19 protein-coding genes and 2 pseudogenes are annotated in these 17,926 nt (G+C 46.0%); 5 read left to right on the top strand and 16 right to left on the bottom strand.

The window, feature by feature from the left end:
- Positions 1-86: 86 nt before the first annotated feature.
- Both SPI9445_RS31855 and SPI9445_RS0102195 read right to left on the bottom strand, forming a co-directional pair.
- Positions 87-347, bottom strand: coding sequence for an NACHT C-terminal alpha/beta 1 domain-containing protein (locus SPI9445_RS31855; RefSeq protein ID WP_420329805.1), 261 nt, complete (start codon positions 345-347; stop codon positions 87-89).
- 415 nt (positions 348-762) lie between these two features.
- Positions 763-1,227, bottom strand: coding sequence for an SPASM domain-containing protein (locus tag SPI9445_RS0102195; RefSeq protein WP_164674453.1), 465 nt, complete (start codon positions 1,225-1,227; stop codon positions 763-765).
- Positions 1,228-1,337: 110 nt separating this feature from the next.
- Here SPI9445_RS0102195 and SPI9445_RS31860 point away from each other — a divergent pair.
- Positions 1,338-2,361, top strand: a pseudogene (locus SPI9445_RS31860) (transposase).
- Between the two features lie 42 nt (positions 2,362-2,403).
- Here SPI9445_RS31860 and SPI9445_RS0102210 read toward each other — a convergent pair.
- Positions 2,404-3,249 carry a radical SAM protein gene (locus SPI9445_RS0102210; RefSeq protein ID WP_017303082.1) on the bottom strand — a complete coding sequence of 282 codons (846 nt, stop codon included), beginning with the start codon at positions 3,247-3,249 and terminating at the stop codon, positions 2,404-2,406.
- A gap of 185 nt (positions 3,250-3,434) precedes the next feature.
- Here SPI9445_RS0102210 and SPI9445_RS0102215 point away from each other — a divergent pair, with 185 nt between their 5' ends.
- Complete coding sequence (locus SPI9445_RS0102215; protein WP_017303083.1) at positions 3,435-3,986, top strand: helix-turn-helix domain-containing protein; 552 nt, start codon at positions 3,435-3,437, stop codon at positions 3,984-3,986.
- A 129-nt stretch (positions 3,987-4,115) separates the two neighbouring features.
- Here the strand turns inward: SPI9445_RS0102215 and SPI9445_RS0102220 are convergent, their stop codons facing one another.
- The 11 genes and pseudogenes from SPI9445_RS0102220 to SPI9445_RS28100 all read right to left on the bottom strand — a co-directional run.
- Positions 4,116-5,144, bottom strand: a complete 1,029-nt coding sequence (locus SPI9445_RS0102220) for an NACHT domain-containing protein (RefSeq protein ID WP_017303084.1) — start codon at positions 5,142-5,144, stop codon at positions 4,116-4,118.
- An 89-nt stretch (positions 5,145-5,233) separates the two neighbouring features.
- On the bottom strand, positions 5,234-5,563 hold the full coding sequence (locus SPI9445_RS0102225; RefSeq protein WP_017303085.1) for a type II toxin-antitoxin system PemK/MazF family toxin: 330 nt from the start codon (positions 5,561-5,563) through the stop codon (positions 5,234-5,236).
- Complete coding sequence (locus tag SPI9445_RS0102230) at positions 5,551-5,811, bottom strand: AbrB/MazE/SpoVT family DNA-binding domain-containing protein (RefSeq protein ID WP_017303086.1); 261 nt, start codon at positions 5,809-5,811, stop codon at positions 5,551-5,553. Before SPI9445_RS0102230 ends, SPI9445_RS0102225 begins: the two co-directional genes overlap by 13 nt.
- Before the next feature lie 110 nt (positions 5,812-5,921).
- The gene (locus SPI9445_RS0102235) at positions 5,922-7,574 is read right to left on the bottom strand and encodes an NACHT domain-containing protein (protein WP_017303087.1); all 1,653 of its coding nucleotides are present in this window, start codon (positions 7,572-7,574) and stop codon (positions 5,922-5,924) included.
- A gap of 41 nt (positions 7,575-7,615) precedes the next feature.
- Positions 7,616-7,870 (bottom strand): hypothetical protein, encoded by a 255-nt coding sequence (locus SPI9445_RS0102240; RefSeq protein ID WP_017303088.1) that lies wholly within the window; start codon positions 7,868-7,870, stop codon positions 7,616-7,618.
- Between the two features lie 52 nt (positions 7,871-7,922).
- Positions 7,923-8,360 carry an HNH endonuclease gene (locus SPI9445_RS0102245; RefSeq protein ID WP_017303089.1) on the bottom strand — a complete coding sequence of 146 codons (438 nt, stop codon included), beginning with the start codon at positions 8,358-8,360 and terminating at the stop codon, positions 7,923-7,925.
- 5 nt (positions 8,361-8,365) lie between these two features.
- The gene (locus SPI9445_RS0102250; RefSeq protein WP_017303090.1) at positions 8,366-8,644 is read right to left on the bottom strand and encodes a hypothetical protein; all 279 of its coding nucleotides are present in this window, start codon (positions 8,642-8,644) and stop codon (positions 8,366-8,368) included.
- Between the two features lie 28 nt (positions 8,645-8,672).
- A complete protein-coding gene (locus SPI9445_RS0102255) occupies positions 8,673-10,334 on the bottom strand; it encodes an NACHT domain-containing protein (RefSeq protein ID WP_017303091.1) in 1,662 nt (553 codons plus the stop codon).
- 90 nt (positions 10,335-10,424) lie between these two features.
- Complete coding sequence (locus SPI9445_RS31295; RefSeq protein WP_017303092.1) at positions 10,425-10,877, bottom strand: type II toxin-antitoxin system VapC family toxin; 453 nt, start codon at positions 10,875-10,877, stop codon at positions 10,425-10,427.
- Positions 10,874-11,173, bottom strand: coding sequence for a hypothetical protein (locus tag SPI9445_RS0102265; protein ID WP_202803624.1), 300 nt, complete (start codon positions 11,171-11,173; stop codon positions 10,874-10,876). Before SPI9445_RS0102265 ends, SPI9445_RS31295 begins: the two co-directional genes overlap by 4 nt.
- 259 nt (positions 11,174-11,432) lie before the next feature.
- Positions 11,433-11,555: pseudogene (locus SPI9445_RS28100) on the bottom strand (type II toxin-antitoxin system PemK/MazF family toxin); the annotation flags it as partial.
- 189 nt (positions 11,556-11,744) lie between these two features.
- On the opposite strand from SPI9445_RS28100, the gene bioF reads away from it, so the two are divergent.
- The 3 genes from bioF (at position 11,745) to SPI9445_RS0102280 (ending at position 14,449) form a co-directional block, all read left to right on the top strand.
- The gene (gene bioF / locus SPI9445_RS0102270) at positions 11,745-12,893 is read left to right on the top strand and encodes an 8-amino-7-oxononanoate synthase (protein ID WP_017303094.1); all 1,149 of its coding nucleotides are present in this window, start codon (positions 11,745-11,747) and stop codon (positions 12,891-12,893) included.
- A gap of 66 nt (positions 12,894-12,959) precedes the next feature.
- A complete protein-coding gene (locus tag SPI9445_RS0102275) occupies positions 12,960-13,409 on the top strand; it encodes an NfeD family protein (RefSeq protein WP_026079470.1) in 450 nt (149 codons plus the stop codon).
- Between the two features lie 80 nt (positions 13,410-13,489).
- On the top strand, positions 13,490-14,449 hold the full coding sequence (locus SPI9445_RS0102280) for an SPFH domain-containing protein (RefSeq protein WP_017303096.1): 960 nt from the start codon (positions 13,490-13,492) through the stop codon (positions 14,447-14,449).
- A gap of 547 nt (positions 14,450-14,996) precedes the next feature.
- On the opposite strand, the gene groL is transcribed toward SPI9445_RS0102280, so the two are convergent.
- Together groL and SPI9445_RS0102290 are read right to left on the bottom strand one after the other, a co-directional pair.
- The gene (groL, locus tag SPI9445_RS0102285; protein ID WP_017303097.1) at positions 14,997-16,664 is read right to left on the bottom strand and encodes a chaperonin GroEL; all 1,668 of its coding nucleotides are present in this window, start codon (positions 16,662-16,664) and stop codon (positions 14,997-14,999) included.
- Positions 16,665-17,230: 566 nt separating this feature from the next.
- Positions 17,231-17,701 (bottom strand): DNA phosphorothioation-associated protein 4, encoded by a 471-nt coding sequence (locus SPI9445_RS0102290; RefSeq protein WP_017303098.1) that lies wholly within the window; start codon positions 17,699-17,701, stop codon positions 17,231-17,233.
- Positions 17,702-17,926 lie beyond the last annotated feature (225 nt).

Genomic DNA, 17,926 nt, shown 5'->3' on the forward strand with positions numbered 1-17,926 from the left:
TTTGGTTGGGTTTTACTCTTTCTGGATTTCCAGTTTAGCGAAGTGTTCTTGCACGAGGCGATGGATGAAGCGGTAGCGATCGCCTTTTATCTGTCCAAGTTTTGCAACCACTGGAGGAGATTGGCAATCAAATCCGGGTCGCTTTCTAGGAATTGCGGGAGTCGGCACTCCGGGAGGGGTTGGGGGACAATCACGGCAATGGGGGGATGGCTAAACCGGGCGAGTTGATTGAGGACGGCGATATCAAAGCCTTGGGGGGTGGGTCGGTGGGTTCTTCGTAGAGGATGAGAGAAATCGTGATTTCCCTTTGGTGGGTTTCGGTAGCGAGGGGTTGGGTATAGCCACAGCGAAACCCAACATTTTACCGTTCACTAAGTGACTGATTCTTGATATCAAAAAACCCTAATCCTGCTCAACAGCCCGCAGTTTCGCTTGCGCTGCCCCAAAAAAATCTGGATCCGATCAACTATTAGCGAATGGGATCCAGATTTATGTTGTCCTTATAATAGGTGATCTGTCAGTTGTATTTTAGAAAAACGAACAGTGGTTACAGTCACATGAACAATATTGGACTCGCTGACATCCGCGCTCGCCACAGCCAGAAGCTGAGTCAAAAAATAAATTTGACCTAAAGTCCATATCCACTTCTATTTCCACAACATTGCCAAAGTTCTTGAGATTAATATCAGGAGGAAATGCTGAGGCAATTTTCGACGATTTTTTACGAGAGTAATTGTTGTATTTTGAGGTTTTCATTTTGGGTTAATTCTCCTTAAAATTAATAGGGTCTACAACAAGCTTTTGACTTAATACATAACGACCTATTTCCCGAATAGAGTTGCAGTCCGACTTATCATCAATTCGTCTATCTGGACAGTCCCCTGCACATTGATACTTGCAAAAACAATCAGTACATTCAGGATAGTTTAGGACGTTCATGCGCCGGAGGTTAGCAACTTTTTTCTGATCCAAAACTATGGTTTGGGTATCTTTATTGAAATATCCAAAGACAAACTCATCCGGTGCATTATCTCTAGCACACGCTATCACATCTCCATTGATAGAAACCGTCCAGTTGGGAATACCAACGTTTGAACAAAAAACTGGTCTAATCATATCGTATTCAGTGGATGCAGCATTTAAAACATATACGGGTTTGTTTTCTGCATATTTTAATGCTTCTACAATCATCCGCCCAAATACTTCTTTGTCAGGTGGTTCAACCAATGGATCTTTATGCTGGAGTGCAGAAGTGTTGAATGTTAGTAAAAAACTTGACAAAAAGCCCCTATTGTTTTAAAATAGGGGCTTACTTTTTTAAAAAAACTAATCCCTTGATTCTATCCAACTTTCCTCAAATTGTCAAACAATGCCTCGGTCATTTGCCTCAAGATGACTATCCCGTCTTAAATACTTTTAAATTCGTTTCCATTTGGCTTGAATTTGTTCTTGACCAGAGTCAAACCAGTATGAGAAGTCTCTTCAAGAGGCTTAATATTATGGGGGAGTCTGTTGATATTTCCACCTTTTCTAAAGCCAGTAAGTATCGCGATCCTCAAATTTTTTATCAATTGTGGGTTCATCTAACACAACAGTTTCTTAAACAGAATAAGGTTCCATCCAATCAGCTACAACTTTTTCCCTTAGATTCAACCATTGTCACTCTCACCAGTAAGTTACTCTGGCATCAAGAAGTTCACCNAAGTCAGCTTTTTGCGGGTCTAAATCTCTTCACCGGGATTCCAGGCGGACTCTTCCTTCATTTTGGTCAAGGTCATGACTATAATTATGGCGATACACCCCTAGAATCAATTCCAGCTAATGGCGTTTGAATAAATGGATAGAGGCTTTTTTAGCCTAATTCAAAATTGCCCTGTTACAAAAGTAAAGGGATCGTTATTTGGTCCTGAGAATTAGGGAACAATGTCACTTTAACTTTCCTAGATAATGGCATTTGTTTACTAGGCCCAAGGTCGCGAACAAATTGAAGCTAGAGTCGTGAGTTTTAGCGACTTAGAGAAAAAGACTGAGTTTCGATTAGTAACGAACTTACCCGAGACGGGAGAAGGAGGAGTTAGCTCAGAAGAAATTGCCGAGTTTTATCGTTTGCGTTGGTCAATTGAGTTGCTTTGGAAATTTTTAAAGATGCACCTCAAATTAGATCGCCTCATCCCTAAAAATATCAACGGAATTGAAATCCAGATTTATAGTTGTCTGATTGCCTATTTACTTCTAAATATGCTCAAGATACCGACAGAGTTCGGTAAATCTTTATTGGATAAATTGCGATATTTACAGGCGTTTATGTGTCAAAAAATTAGCTATGTACACTGGTTTAGAGAGCTAGTGCCACCTGGTTAAATTTACCCCTTAACAGGGTTAGTGTGTCCATTTGTACTTAGTTCATAAGTACCGATTCAACACTTCTGGCTGGAGTGCTCTCCCGAAAGGATTGAGACTCTCAATACCTATCGACCTCCCGGGAAATTCTTCAGCAATTAAGTCAATAATTTCAAAAAGGTGGGGAAGGCTGAATGAACTCACCGTAGCGCGGAAAGCGAATGGAAATTGTCTATTGTAGAAGTATTTTGCAGTTTCAAATACCTGCTGAAATGATCCATTACCATTTGGTAATGGTCGATGTCTATTCTGAATAAATGCAGGCCCATCGAATGAAAGACTAACACTGGTGAAGTTTTCGACAATAAATTGACGAACTTCATCTCCATAAAAACCATTGGTTGGCATGGCAAACCCAACTTTTATCCCTCTAGAATCGGCAATTTTTTTTGCTTTTTCTATGGTATATTGTAAAAGTGGTAATGCGTAAGTAGGTTCACCTCCACCATGAAAATTAACTGAAATCACATCTGGGGAACCAATGAAGTTGAAATAGCTAGTCAACACCGCATCAACTACTTCTTTGCTCATGGATGCTTGTTTATGCTTTTCCCCCGCTGAAGCATGACAGTACACACAGCGCAAAGTACAATTGTCTGTAATGGCAATTGCCAACTCAGGTACGGCATTATGTAAATTATCTAAGATGTCGGACATCTTCAGGAGAGGTTGATTTTTCAATCGTTCTATGAAGGTTGCTTTGAGCAGTGTATCTTCTGTCGAAGAAATAACCTCACCTATCTCTTCCGGTACTTGTGCTAAATAGCTTCTCAGGGGAGCATAGATAATACACTTTCCTTGATTATAGGAGTGCTTCAAAACAAAAACTTCTTCGTCTGCTATTTTCATTCTTCTTAGCCTCGTTTCAGATGGATACATTATGAATTGATTGTATCAATCTATGCAACACGGAAAAAATCGGAAAAAATCGGAAAAACCCTGGAAAAATGTTAAGAAATGTTAAAAAATGTTAAAATAGCGAATCATTAGGGATAATAATGGATCAGTAAAGATTGAGGAGCCAACCTGAACACATGAAATGGGAAGCAGTGTTGAAGTCAATTGATCAGTTAGTCTTTGAAAAAACTGGGAAACACCTTGACAGTCTGCAACTTGAAATTTTAAAGGGAGTCATCAACAGTCAGAAATACTCAGAGATCGCAGAAAATTACGGATGTACCACAGGTCATGCTACCGATCAGGGATATAAACTCTGGCAAATCCTATCAGAGGTTTTAGGAGAAGATCTACATAAGTCTAATTTTTGTGCTACAGTTGAACGGTTGGGAATTGCCAATTCTAACTCTATGTTAGTCAATCCAGTTCGAATTGGTCATTTGAATCTTTGCTCTAATTCAGAAAAGGGGGAATCAGAAGAATCTGATTTATTTACTCCTGATTCAAATCATCAAAAAACACAAACTGATGATTCGATGATTAAGGATATTCAACTTGAAACTAAATTAAAGACTATCCCTAAATTAATAAAAATAGGTTTGACAGCCCCACAAATTTCAGAAACTCTTGATTTGTCATTAAATAAAGTACAGCATATTACAAATCAATTACAGCAAAAAATCAACTAGATTAGCTTTTTGCATGGCAAGATTTTCATTCAATAAACAATCCTCTAAAACTAACTACTAATATGACAAATAAATCTTGTGTTATATTAATTTTGAAATATTGAGTATTTTATGCTCAATATCTCAAAATTAATCAAGGTAATCGGCCCAGACAAAAGGTGTGATTGCCTCTTGATTGCCTTGGTCGATTTGACCTAAATTATGATCCGCTTCTTTACGAGAATATTCATTGGGCCACTTCTCAAGAACCTTAATCAATTCTGAAATCGCCAAGTGCCTAATTGTTTCAGGGTTCGCCTTTATAGCTGCTTCTTCAATCAGATCGAGAAAATCTTTCCATTTTTGCTTTTTAAGATTCAAATCAACAAACCTCCACTTCCCCATCGGCGTAATAATTTCATCTGCTAAAAAACAGACGTTAAACTCATTAATTCCGGTTCCTGCCAGCCGATAGGCTTGATATCCATAAAAATCTCTGACCCCATCCTTAAACTCAACCAACGCCCGAATAAACCCCTCCTTCTCCTCATCCTCAACATCACCACGCCCCAACCAACACAAAATCACCTGCTTCCACTGCGGTTCAAAAATCCGATACCGCTTCCCCGCCACCGGACAATTCACATGATCCTTCGGCAGAAAATAATCCCAATCCTTCACCGCCAACGCCGCAAAATACTCCTGAAACGTCGCATGATAAAAAGCAAAAATCGCATCGCCGCGCCCATCTCTGCCCACCCGATTTAACCAGCCCAACCGCAACGCCAAATAACCCAAGGAAGTCCGATCCGATTCCTGCCCTAGATGCTGTTCCACCAAAGCCTGTGATAACCGAAATCGCTCCTGGGGCAAATTCAGCGCCGCCTTTGCCAGTTCCCCCAATTGCTGATTCAAATCCTGCTTTAATTTCGTGGTAGTCGTGCCACAACGTTCGGCATGGTTTTCCAACTCATGCCAATTCTGATTCCAACCATAAATCTTTCGCAGGTAACGGTCATATAACTCCGCCTGAGTTTCCGGCAACGATGACCCATCCCAAGTCATGCAGAGCAAGGTCAAACGCAAGGGATTTCGGACCAAATCAAGGAGGTGTTCCCGTCCCGGTTCATGGAGGGCGGCAATTAGAGCATCGGCAGGAGTTGGGGTTGAATTTGTCATGGCATTTTTGTTTGAGCAATCAAAAGCTAATCACTAAAGCATTGTTTATCGTCCCGGTAATGAGCGATCGCATCCCCCCCTCGATTGGCTCATTCGGAAAACATCTCAGCCAAGGTGTCGAGAACTCCGCTTTGCTCATCTGGACTAATTTGACCCAGTTTTTTGACCAATCGAGTTTTATCAATGGTGCGGATTTGATCCAGAACAATTTGCCCTTCCTTACCCTGAAACTGGCAGGAAATTCGCGTCGGGTAGGCTTTCCCTTTTGTCGTCATTGGTGCAATGATCACCGTGGCAATATGGCGGTTCATTTCATCCGGTGAGATGATCACACAGGGTCGTGTTTTCTGAATTTCACTGCCAATTGTAGGGTCAAGATTAACCAAAAAAACATCGAAACGCTTGGCTACCACTCCCATTCACTTTGCTCCCAATCGGTACTGTTGACTCGATCAAGAAGAACATCATCTTGTTCTTTCGCCATTGCTGCAAAGGCTTGATCCCAGCCGTTGCGTAACCGTCGTGCGGTGCGAATCGTGAGATGATCGCCCTCCACTTCAATTTCAACATCTGTCTGAATACCGCTTTGCTCTAAGAGTAGTTTAGGAATACGCACACCTTGGGAGTTGCCAATTTTAACAATTCGGGTTCTAATCACTGTACTCATACTTAGATGATCTCAAAAGCAGATGTGATTACATTGTAGATACCCTTGAAAGGGTCGTCAAGGGTTGCTCGATGTTCAATCCTAAGATTTCAAGGAGAATCAAGATCGAATCACTGTTCTCGATCGCTCTGGGCAAAGAATCGCCGGATAAAGGTTTCCATTTGATCCGTCTCAAAGGGTAAATTCCGATAGACATCAAACCCCGAAAAGGCATTTTGATCGGCTTCCCAGACATTCACCCGACAGGTAATAATCGCCCGTCCTAACCCCACCCACCCGGTTAATAACTGGGACACATGGGGCCGTTCAATCCGGGCAACCATTTCATCCAAGCCATCCATCAATAACCAGAGATGCTCTTTATGGTCTTGGAGAGAGGCGATCGCCCCTTCAACTCCCGCCAATTTCAACCATTTTTCTTGCAGATAATCCACCAGAGTCGGTTCCGTAAATTGTGCCAACTCAATCCAAATCGGGATGCCGAGATGTTCTGCCAATATCCAATCGGCGATCGCCTGTAACCGCGTCGTTTTTCCTGACCCCGGTTCCCCAATCACCGCAATCCGTCGCCCCTGACTTTGGGGACTTTTCCCCTGCCGCAAAACCTGATTAAAAAACTCATCCTCGGCGATGGGAGTCATTCTCTCTTCTTCCCGCTCTTGCTCTGGATTTTCCAAACTTTGCCCCGGTTTCCGTTGCTGAGTTTGGCGACGCTCAACCAATGCCAACGGCACATAGACATCCACCCGCTTAAATGCCGGATTAGCGGTTAATGCCTGTCGGTTAGCCAGCATTAACTCGGCAATGGGTCGCCATTCTGCTAAGGAAAGATGGGGGTTAGCGGCATCAAAATGCGATCGAATTTCTGCCACCAAACTTTCGAGGGTGCTTTCCAGTCCTTGCAACAACTGAGTGATCTGGGTTTCCATCACCCCCAACCGCTGACAGACTTCCGCAAAACCGGACTCAATCCCACGGGAAATATCCCTAAAAAACTCCTGCTGCTGGGTAACACTTCCCCGTAACTGGGTTTCCAACTCCTGAAACTGTTGCAGGATTTGGCTGAACTCCCCAACATTGCCCGCCCCTGTATTGGCTTGCAGTTGCCTCAGTTGTGCCTGCATTCCCGTCAGCAACTGCAACGTTAACCCCGCCCATGCTTTCCCATCCTTGGCAAAGTCTTCCTTGAGGGTTTCTCGCAAGGCTTTGGGGAAGGTTGTATGGAGTAAATCCGCGACTTGTTGACGCACCTCCGAGGGAATGGGAAAGCCACCCCCTTTACAGGCTGCCATGTTGAGGCGGATGAAGATATCACCCCATTCTGTAGGGGTGAGGTTGCCTTGTTGGGTGAGTTGGTATTCTTGGGGGGTGAGGAATTGGTCGAGTTGGGCTTCTCGTAGTTCAGGGTAACATTGCTGGGTGAGTTCCTGTTGGGCGATCGCGACCCAGTTATCCTTAGCTTGGGCGGCGATTTTTTCGAGATGTTGGCGGGTTTTGCCACGCTGTGATTTGGCGGCGAGAGTGATGACGGCAGCTATGGCTTTCCCCACCGCCTTCGTTAAATCCTGATTTTCTAGGGAAACTCCCCCCTCTCCTCCATCGAGTAACGCATCAAGAGCATTAGCCGTATTCCCCGCCGCTACATTGCCTAGAGCCGTTGCGAAAATTCCTCCCACCGGGCCAACGATCGCCGTCGTTGCCAAAGCCCCCAGAACACAGCCACCACCAATCGTTAGTTTTACAAGCGATCGCCCGACACCCATAAATCAGTCCCTCAAGCCTGTCATTATTCGACAAGCATCTCTTATCGTCCTGGTAATGAGCGATCGCACCTCATCTGCTGTTGCCATTGAACTGGATCGATCCCCTCCAATCCGTTGTTAGTAGCGAGATGTTCCAATAGCTCAGACATCCTCTGCCCCCGTGTCTTTAGGATTGGATCGGTATCATTCTCCAAAACCGTAACATAGACCTGTAACCGTTCATTGCCAAGGTTAGGGCGATCGTCAATCCACTCTAAACACCCATCTTGCAAAAAAGCCTTAAACGTCCTTAACATTGTAATTTGCTCCCGCTTGTACCGTGGAAACTCAATTCAATACACATCAACTTTACTCTCTATCGTCCAAGGGTGGGTGTCGCCCAATTTCGTAATCGGCGGCTCGAATGGCCAGGATGCGTTCCCGATTCAAAGCTAGTGCTGCCACCGTTGCTCGTCCAGTGGGAGTCATGCCCATAATCCTTAAACAATCGTCAGACCAGCGAAAATGGTCCAGCCATCGATCCTGTCTGGGATTAAATAAAGCGACCGTTTGCCCTGATTCTGGATCGATCGCATCTTGATAGCGTCCTTTCCGACGATTGCAGTGAAAACAGGCCAGCGCCAAATTATTCAGATCGCTAGAACCGCCTTCTGCTAAAGGAATAATGTGATCGATGGTAAATTGTACATATTGCCACTGTTCTGAAGCATGACAATATTCACACAGCCCTTTGGCGCGTTGCCTAACCGTTGCTTGTATCTGTTCAGAAATCCAGGGACGAGCCATTTTATTTAACCTGGCGAATTAGGCGCAACTGCCAAATTATGAATCGTGCGATTGACAAAACTTAAATAATCATCAATTTCCTCATAGGCATCTAACTCCTGTTCTTCTAACTCAGTTAACGCTTCAAGTTGCTGTTTTTCCAGCAACATGAGAATCCGATTCTGCACGGTTGCCGATGCCCGAAAAATGGGGACACCGGATTCCAACTCAATTCGCACCGCCCCATCTAGGGGTAACGAATCAGGGAGATGATGAAGAGGAGGGAGAGAAGGATGAACTAGCATCAGGGTAAAAGGTTGGGTTTTTCTTATTTTAATCAGTCTGGGCAAAGAATCGCCGGATAAAGGTTTCCATTTCCTTCGCCTCAAAGGGTAAATTCCGATAGACATCAAACCCGGAAAAGGCATTTTGATCGGCTTCCCAGACATTCACCCGACAGGTAATAATCGCCCGTCCTAACCCCACCCACCCGGTTAATAACTGGGACACATGGGGCTGTTCAATCCGAGCAACCATTTCATCCAAGCCATCCATCAATAACCAGAGATGCTCTTTATGGTCTTGCAGAGATGTTATCGCCCCTGCAACTCCCGCCGACTTCAGCCATTTTTCCAGATAATCCACCAGAGTCGGTTCGGTAAATTGTGCCAACTCAATCCAAATCGGGATGCCGAGATGTTCTGCCAATATCCAATCGGCGATCGCCTGTAACCGCGTCGTTTTTCCTGACCCCGGTTCGCCAATCACCGCAATCCGTCGCCCCTGACTTTTCGGACTTTTCCCCTGCCGCAAAACCTGGTTAAAAAACTCATCCTCAGCGATGGGAGTCATTTTCTCTTCTTCCCGTTCCCACTCTTCTCGGTTTTCCAAACTTTGCCCCGGTTTTCGTTCCTTAGTTTGGCGACGTTCCACCAACGCCAACGGCACATAAACATCCACCCGCTTAAATGCCGGATTAGCGGTTAATGCCTGTCGTTCAGCCAGCATTAACTCCGCAATTGATCGCCATTCTGCTAAGGAAAGATGGGGGTTAGCAGCATCAAAATGGGAGCGAATTTCTGCCACCAAACTTTCTAGAGTCCTTTCCAGACCTTGCAACAACTGACTGATCTGGGTTTCCATCACCCCCAACCGTTCACAGACTTCCGCAAAACCCGATTCAATCCCACAGGAAATATCCCTAAAAAACTCCTGCTGCTGGGTGACGCTTCCCCGTAACTGGGTTTCCAATTCCTGAAACTGTTGCAGGATTTGGCTGAATTCCTCCCCATTCACCCCCTCTTGACTGGCTTGCAATTGCCTCAGTTGTGCCTGCATTCCCGTGAGTAACTGCAAGGTTAACCCCGCAAAAGCTTTCCCATCCTTAGCAAAATCTTCCTTGAGGGTTTCTCGCAAGGCTTTGGGGAAGGTGGTATGCAGTAATTCCGCAACTTGTTGACGCACCTCGGAAGGAATGGGAAAGCCACCTTTCCCTTTATTAGCTGCCATGTTGAGGCGGATAAAAATATCCCCCCATTCAGTATCGGTGAGGTTGCCTTGTTGGGTGAGTTGGGATTCTTCCGGGGTGAGGAATTGGTCGAGTTTGGCTTCTCGCAGTTCGGGATAACGTTGCTGGGTGAGTTCCTGTTGGGCGATGTGCAGCCAGTTATCCTTGGCTTGGGCGGCGATTTTTTCCAGATATTGGCGGGTTTTGCCGGGGTGTTGTTTAGCGGCGAGGGTGATGACGGCAGCTATGGCCTTCCCCACCGCTTTGGTTAAATCCTGATTTTCTAGGGAAACTCCCCCCTCTCCTCCATCGATTAAGGCATCAAGAGCATTCGCCGTATTCCCAGCCGCCACATTCCCTAATGCTGTGGCTAAGACGGTTCCCCAGACTATCCCTTCTGCGGCGAGTAGGGGGGGAAAGGCGATGCTACCTAAGACGCAGCCGCCTCCAATGGTGAGTTTGAGGATGTTATTGCGGGCTACGTTCATCCTGATTCCTCCAAGCCTGGATTGATTATAACTGCGCCCGGAGAGTAATGCTACAAAAGGAATTAGGTCTGTATTAGCTCACGGTTCACCTCATAGAATAGATTGCCAATCTAGTGCCGTAACAAACCGGGACAAATGACCTACATTAGTTGTTGCGACAATTACTTCGGCGGTCTCATGACCCATAAGACGAGCTTGAGCAGACAGGATCACATCTCCATCTAACGCTTTAGGATCAGCAGTGGGCTGCCCACTTTGCCTTGCTTCTGCCCATAGTTCAGCCGCCAGCAACATTGTCTCTGTTGTAATGGGAATATAATCAAGTGTCTGTTTCAAATTATCAAGGCGACGTAAGCTCTGCAATAAGCCTGCACGAAGGAGTTCCCTGCGAACTTCATAGTCTGCAATTTCAGGGATAGCAACCCTTTCTCCACGCCGCAGAAGAGACTTTAGCCATCGTTGACATTCTAGTGGAAGACCTCCAGCTTTGGGGTTTGTGACCATCCCCAATGGCCCAGAATCCAGTAAAATCAATCGGCTCATGGGAATAGTGGGCGATCAGACAAGCGATCTTCATCCAAAGCGGTTTCCAAAAAGTCCCACGCTTGCTGATGCTCTGCTTCATCTTCATCATCACCTAGCCATGAATCTAAAAGGTCTACGGCTGCTTGATTTTGCTGTGCTTGTTCAGGATTAGGGGTAGGAGGAGTTGATGCAACGTTCTGTCGAAACTGGCGTAAGATGCCCAAAAGGTTTCTCCAATACGTCTGAGGCGTTGCCTCAATTTCATGAAGCAACACATTGAGGGATATGGGAGAGGAGCTAGATGGGTCTGCCATGGGAGAAGGCTTATCGTACAACTATAAATCAATTCTAGCGGAGGACTGATTGGTGTGTGTAGGTGGGTGACTCGTTTTTCATCTTGTGCATTGCAGGAGGATACCAAACAAACCACAAATATTTTTTATCCTCAACGGCTACCGCCACGCTCTGCGAACGCTCCTTCAACTCCCGCCGACTTCACCTGGCTTGAGCAAGTCACGGGCTTTCACAAATCACTCCTACAATATCAATAATGGCAAGGTTTGATCAAACTGTACCATGAAAATGGCAGTAAATTCGCATCGGGTAGGCTTTCCTTTTTGTCGTCATTGGTGCAATAATCACCGTGGCAATATAACGGTTCATTTCATCCGGTGAGATGCTCACACACGGTCGTGTGTTCTAAATTTCTAACCATTAATCTGGGTTTGTTGGGTTGCGCTTCCTGTGCCGAACCTACGGGCTGAATGGGTGGTTAAATATTAGAAATTGAGTTTCTAACCGTTAATCTGGTTTGTTGGGTTGCGCTTCCTGTGCCGAACCTATGGGCTGAATGGGTGGTTAAATAAAGGGGGGAGAAAACAAATTATGTCTAATCCGTATAGTTGGCTAGAAAAATCTCTCGCTACGATTCACCGGGCGAACTGGTATCGTTCCGTTAAAAGCATTACTGGACGAGGGGGGGCGGTGGTGGAATTAGAGGGAAAAAAGGTGATTAATTTTGCCAGTAATGATTACTTGGGGCTGGCCGGAGATGACCGTTTAATTGAGGCGGCGGTGCAAGCTGTGCGAGAATATGGCACGGGTAGCACGGGATCTCGTTTAATTAGTGGACATCGACCCCTGCACCAACAACTCGAACAAGCAATTGCGGCTTTAAAACAAACGGAAGATGCCTTAGTTTTTAGTTCAGGCTATCTGGCTAATTTAGGCGCAATTGCCGCTTTAGTTGGGTCAAGAGATTTAATTCTAGGGGATCAATATAATCACTCTAGTCTAAAAAATGGGGCTATTTTAAGCGGGGCAAAAACGATTGATTATTTGCATAATAATTTAGAGGATCTAGAGTCTAAGTTAAAGCAATATCGCGCTGATTATCGCCGTTGTCTCATTACGACTGACACGGTTTTTAGTATGGATGGGGATCTCTGTCCTTTGCCGGAATTACTGCAACTGGCACAAGATTATGAGGCGATGCTATTAGTAGATGAAGCCCACGCGACTGGGGTTATGGGTGCAAGGGGGGCGGGCTGTGTGGAACATTTTAATTGTACTGGGGCGGCTTTGATTCAAGTGGGAACGTTAAGCAAGGCTTTGGGGAGTTTAGGGGGCTATGTTGCAGGGTCTAAAGTGTTAATTGATTTCCTGAGAAATCGCGCCCCAAGTTGGATTTATACGACGGGACTTTCCCCGGCAGATACGGCGGCGGCTTTGGCGGCTTTGGAGATTGTCCAAACTGAACCAGAGCGACGTAACACAATTTTTGAAAATGTCAAGTTTATTAAGGAAAATTTAATAAATCAATTTGAAATTTTACCTTCGGAGTCGCCGATTTTGTGTTTAAAGGTAGACAGTCCAAAAATGGCGCTGGATTATGCTCAAAAACTCTATGATGGTGGAATTTTTCTTCCGGCCATTCGTCCTCCCACTGTTCCCACCAGTCGTCTCCGTTTAACGGTTATGGCGACTCATGAACTGTCTCATCTGGAGTATTTACGCTCTAAGTTGTTGAGTTAGAATATAGTCAGATTGCGGAATGTTGATTTTCCCTGTCGCCTTAATATTATGCCCTTTAATCCCATCATGTTAAGTCCTCCTCTCCTCTGGCTGATTACTGGAGTTATTTTATGTGGGATGGAACTGGTTTTTCCCACGGCCTTTGTGGAATTTATGATGGGCGTTGCTGCGTTAATTGTGGCATTGTGCGCGCTCATTATCCCTCAGTTTAGCTTGCAGGTTCTGCTGTGGTTGATTTTTTCCATACTGTTGATTATTCTGTCGCGGCGGATGTTTACGCCTTCCTATAAAGCGAGTCGTGTCATTGAGGAAGATAAGGAAGGACAGACCTTGACGGCTATTCCACCGGGGGAGACGGGACGGGTGCTATATGAGGGCAATTCTTGGAGTGCAAAGTGTGGGGATGAGAAATTGGCGATCGCATCTCAACAACCCGTTTATATCATTGGACGCAAGGGCAACACCTTAATCGTCATGCCCACGGCTGTGGTGTTAAATCCCACCGACCCTGAATGAGTCCTGATTCTACATCCTGTAAACTAGAGCGGCATCACCTAAAATTTTTAATCTGCCCATCGATCTTGAGGAATTAAATTATGAATCCCTTTGTTTGGATAGTTGTACTGGCCTTTGGGGGTTCTACCCTCTTAGGAAGTGTGAAAATCGTGAGTGAGAAAAACGAAGCCCTGGTTGAAAGTTTAGGCAGTTACAAGAAAAAACTCACCCCCGGCCTAAACTTTCTCGTTCCCTTTATTGACAAAGTGGTTTATCAAGAAACCGTCCGGGAAAAAGTTCTCGATATTCCCGCCCAATCCTGTATCACCAAAGACAATGTAGGCATCTGCGCCGATGCGGTGGTGTATTGGCGCATCATGGACATGGAAAAAGCCTACTACCGGGTGGAAAACCTGCAAAAGGCGATGGAAAACCTCGTGCTGACCCAAATTCGGGCAGAAATGGGGAAACTGGAACTGGACGAAACCTTTACCGCCCGGACAGAGATTAACGAAATCCTACTGCGAGAATTAGACATTGCCACAGATCCTTGGGGGGTGAAAATCACGCGGGTAGAATTGCGGGATATTACCCCCTCTCGTGCGGTGCAGGAGTCCATGGAACTGCAAATGTCGGCGGAACGGAAAAAACGGGCGGCTATTTTAACCTCAGAAGGGGAGCGCGATTCGGCGGTGAATGCGGCGCGAGGTCGTGCGGAAGCCCAAGTTTTACAAGCGGAAGCCCAGAAGAAAGCGGCCATTTTGGACGCAGAAGCCCAAAAACAAGGGACAGTCTTAAAAGCAGAGGCGGCTGCTCAACAGGAAGTTCTGAAAGCGCAAGCCACTGCCCGCGCCATTGATATTATTGTGGAGAAACTGAAAAATGATCCCGTGGCTCGGGAAAGTCTGCAATTCTTGCTGACTCAACAATATTTAGATATGGGTCAAATCATTGGTAGTAGTGGCAGCAGTAAGGTCATGTTCATGGATCCGCGTAGTATTGCCGCTACCTTAGAGGGAATGCGGTCTGTGGTGGGGGATGACAAAAAAGCGGTCTTGTAGGCGTTTCTAGCGACCGACTCCAGTCCATCTGTCGGTTATTGACACTCCCCACGCTATTTCCCGTGTAGCGAATCAATCGACAATTTTTTCTGAGCAATGCTGAGTTCGTGCAGATCTCGTTCTCCATTGCTCTTTTTTATTGGTCGGGGAAAAGAGCAAAAAAAAGAGAGCCACCTGGGTGACTCCCCCAATCATCAGGGTGCATCTACATGATTTAAATATAGCATTTTGGGTGAGGGGTGTCACCCCCCACCCCCCTATTTTTTTGTAAAAAAATATTAAATCTTGCTTATACATACTTATCAAAATTTGTCAAGAGTAAAACCGAGGAACTTTGCTCGTCTTTAGCTTATCCGTAGGTTGGGTGAAGCGTCAGCGCAACCCAACAACGGCAAAACCTTAGCAAACCTTGAAGTATTGGAGGGGGTCGGGTGGAAATTCTACTCAATACTGAATTTTCTCCCCAGAGCTAATATTCCCAAAAAAAGAGTCTGTGTATCACAGACTCCTTGAAAATTGACGATTCACGTTAGATAAACGGTCATGATTACATCATACCCATACCGCCCATGCCGCCCATACCACCCATGCCGCCCATGCCGCCCATGCCACCGTCAGGCATAGCGGGGGCGGGAGGTTCGGGTTTTTCCACCACTAACGCTTCGGTGGTTAAGACCATCCCGGCAATGGAGCCGGCGTTTTGTAGGGCAGAGCGGACAACTTTGGCGGGGTCAATGATCCCGGCGGCAATCATATCCTCGTAGGTATCGGTGAGGGCGTTGTAACCGACGTTAAATTCCTTTTCACGGACTTTTTCCACCACAACTGACCCTTCAACTCCGGCGTTGGTGGCCAGTTGACGTAAGGGTTCTTCGAGGGCTTTGGCGACAATGTTGGCGGCTACTTGTTCCTCGGTGTTGCTGAGTGTGCCTTTGAATTCATGGACTTTAGCGGCGAGGTGGATTAAAGTGGTTCCACCGCCGGGGACAATCCCTTCCTCAACGGCTGCTTTGGTGGCGTTGAGTGCGTCCTCAATGCGCAATTTGCGGTCTTTCAGTTCGGTTTCGGTGGCTGCCCCAACTTTAATCACGGCGACACCGCCGGCGAGTTTGGCAATACGTTCTTGCAGTTTTTCTTTGTCGTATTCCGAATCGGTTTCCTCTAACTGTTTGCGCAGTTGGGCGATGCGTTTGTCCACATCTTTACGATGTTCGTCTCCGGCAACAATGGTGGTGTTTTCTTTGTCGATGGTGATTTTGCGGGCTTTGCCCATCATGTCTAAATCGACGGTTTCTAGGCTCAGTCCCACTTCTTCGGAGATTAGACGGCCTCCGGTGAGGATGGCGATGTCTTGTAACATTTGCTTGCGGCGATCGCCAAATCCGGGGGCTTTGACGGCGGCCACGTTCAGAACTCCCCGTGCTTTGTTGACTACGAGGGTGGCGAGGGCTTCCCCTTCGAGATCCTCGGCAATAATCAATAAGGGGGTGCCGGCGCGGGCGACTTTTTCCAAGACGGGGACTAAATCGGCGATCGCATTAATTTTTTTGTCGGTGATCAACAGAACCGGATTGTCGAATTCCACCACTTGCCGTTCTTGATCGGTGACAAAGTAGGGGGAAATATAACCCCGATCAATCTGCATCCCTTCCACGACTTCTAATTCTGTGGATAAGGACTTAGACTCCTCAACGGTGATTACCCCGTCTTTAGTCACTTTGTCCATCGCTTCGGCAATCATTCGGCCGACTTCTTCATCATTCCCGGAAGAAACTGTAGCCACTTGGGCGATCGCACTTCCTTCTACAGGTTTCGCGATCTTCTCAATTTCGTCCAGCAAGAAATTAACGGTTTTTTCAATTCCTCGACGCAAGGACACTGGATTAGCCCCAGCCGCCACATTTTTCAGACCTTCTCGGATTAACGCTTGAGCAATCACTGTGGCCGTGGTGGTACCATCCCCAGCAATATCTTTAGTTTTTGAGGCGACTTCTTGAATTAAGCGAGCGCCTGTATTTTCCAGGGGATCTTCTATTTCGATTTCTTTAGCAACGGTGATCCCATCGTTTACAATTTGGGGCGCGCCAAATTTCTTCTCTAGGAGGACGTTGCGACCTTTGGGCCCGAGGGTAATCCGCACAGCATCCGCTAGGGTATTGACTCCTCTCTCTAAGGCTCGTCTAGATTCTTCATTAAACGAAACGAGTTTTGCCATTGTTCTTTTAAGGTTTCGCTATTACTCCAATAGCAAATTTAGCACTCTCAGGGACAGAGTGCTAATAAAAGAGTTCGGATAGAGGGTAAATGGCTGAACATCAGGCAGAATGGGAGTTTTACTCCCTACATTTTATCTAGATACACAGTTGTAGTATTTTGTAAAGCCTTTTCTCAGGTGAGTTTTCCGTAATCCTGGGTGTGGGTTGTGGGAAATTGAGTCTTGATCAGAGGTAGGGTCTGCTGTTCGCGAAGCGTTGCGTAGCAATATATCCCTCTAAGCCGTGTTACTAGGACTTTTAGCGGTTTATACCAAATTAAATAGACTTGAGGGCAAAAACCTGAATTTCCCCTGTTCCTTCCCGTTCCCTGTTCCCTTGACTTCTAACAGCGAGAAACGGCAAGGTTTTAGGGATAAATCATTAAAAAGGCTTGCCTTTTTTCGACTCCCCCTGTTCCCTGTTTCCCACCCGGAGTAGAGTTATATTGCTACGCAACGCTTTGCTACGCAACGCTTCGCGAACGCGAACGCGGAGCGTCACGAAGTGAACAGCAAGCCCTAGGTAGTCATAAAAAGCGACTGAGATCAAATTCTTCCACGGAGTCGGTTTCCTTGTGAAACCGTTCATCACTTAACATCAAGAGAATCCGTTCTGTATAGTCCACCGCCCCCCGTAATTCCTCCTGTAAGATTAATAGGCCTCCATTGGCATACTCTTCAAAAATCTGGATGCGGGTTTCCTCCGCCTCTCGATTGTAGGGGGAGAGAATCTTTAAATCATGGGTTTCTGCGATCGCCAATACCTTAATAATTGGCTCATATCCTCTGGAAATAAAAATATCCAGTGCAATGGGACCGGGTTCTGTGTTAGAACTCTTCTCAACGGGGAGGCGTTTTTTCCACTTTGCCCCCAAAACGGCCGCAAAAACCATCACATCGGCGTAGGTTTGAAAGGGTCCGGTGGTATCTTTGCCTTCCAGCAACCCTTGAACCAATTCCGCTTTATCTCGTGCAACACGCACACGACTGATTGCCATAGACTTTCCCCAATTCTGAAGTCTGAATTACAAAAGACTGGATCCCCTCCTAGAGAACTTTATACTAAAAAAGGTCAGTTTGGATGATTGGAAGGCGATGCTTTCCATCGGGGCGATCGCACAATTAACTAGGGGAATTGATCATGGGATCCCTTATCCTCCCCTCCTGATCCCATCCCCCTTAGCGACTGCCCACTTTCACCCACCCACACAGGTTACGGAATC

The organism is Spirulina subsalsa PCC 9445 (assembly GCF_000314005.1).
GTDB classification, from domain to species: domain Bacteria; phylum Cyanobacteriota; class Cyanobacteriia; order Cyanobacteriales; family Spirulinaceae; genus Spirulina_A; species Spirulina_A subsalsa.

Coding starts and splice junctions, on each gene's coding strand:
- SPI9445_RS0102235 (WP_017303087.1), bottom strand. CDS start 7,574: ATGGGTGTCGGGCGATCGCTTGTAAAACTAACGATTGGTGGTGGCTGT.
- SPI9445_RS0102275 (WP_026079470.1), top strand. CDS start 12,960: ATGTTAAGTCCTCCTCTCCTCTGGCTGATTACTGGAGTTATTTTATGT.
- SPI9445_RS0102240 (WP_017303088.1), bottom strand. CDS start 7,870: ATGTTAAGGACGTTTAAGGCTTTTTTGCAAGATGGGTGTTTAGAGTGG.
- SPI9445_RS31295 (WP_017303092.1), bottom strand. CDS start 10,877: ATGAGCCGATTGATTTTACTGGATTCTGGGCCATTGGGGATGGTCACA.
- SPI9445_RS0102255 (WP_017303091.1), bottom strand. CDS start 10,334: ATGAACGTAGCCCGCAATAACATCCTCAAACTCACCATTGGAGGCGGC.
- groL (WP_017303097.1), bottom strand. CDS start 16,664: ATGGCAAAACTCGTTTCGTTTAATGAAGAATCTAGACGAGCCTTAGAG.
- SPI9445_RS0102290 (WP_017303098.1), bottom strand. CDS start 17,701: ATGGCAATCAGTCGTGTGCGTGTTGCACGAGATAAAGCGGAATTGGTT.
- SPI9445_RS0102245 (WP_017303089.1), bottom strand. CDS start 8,360: ATGGCTCGTCCCTGGATTTCTGAACAGATACAAGCAACGGTTAGGCAA.
- SPI9445_RS0102220 (WP_017303084.1), bottom strand. CDS start 5,144: ATGACAAATTCAACCCCAACTCCTGCCGATGCTCTAATTGCCGCCCTC.
- SPI9445_RS0102225 (WP_017303085.1), bottom strand. CDS start 5,563: ATGGGAGTGGTAGCCAAGCGTTTCGATGTTTTTTTGGTTAATCTTGAC.
- SPI9445_RS0102210 (WP_017303082.1), bottom strand. CDS start 3,249: ATGAAAATAGCAGACGAAGAAGTTTTTGTTTTGAAGCACTCCTATAAT.
- SPI9445_RS0102230 (WP_017303086.1), bottom strand. CDS start 5,811: ATGAGTACAGTGATTAGAACCCGAATTGTTAAAATTGGCAACTCCCAA.
- SPI9445_RS0102215 (WP_017303083.1), top strand. CDS start 3,435: ATGAAATGGGAAGCAGTGTTGAAGTCAATTGATCAGTTAGTCTTTGAA.
- SPI9445_RS0102250 (WP_017303090.1), bottom strand. CDS start 8,644: ATGCTAGTTCATCCTTCTCTCCCTCCTCTTCATCATCTCCCTGATTCG.
- SPI9445_RS0102265 (WP_202803624.1), bottom strand. CDS start 11,173: ATGGCAGACCCATCTAGCTCCTCTCCCATATCCCTCAATGTGTTGCTT.
- bioF (WP_017303094.1), top strand. CDS start 11,745: ATGTCTAATCCGTATAGTTGGCTAGAAAAATCTCTCGCTACGATTCAC.
- SPI9445_RS0102280 (WP_017303096.1), top strand. CDS start 13,490: ATGAATCCCTTTGTTTGGATAGTTGTACTGGCCTTTGGGGGTTCTACC.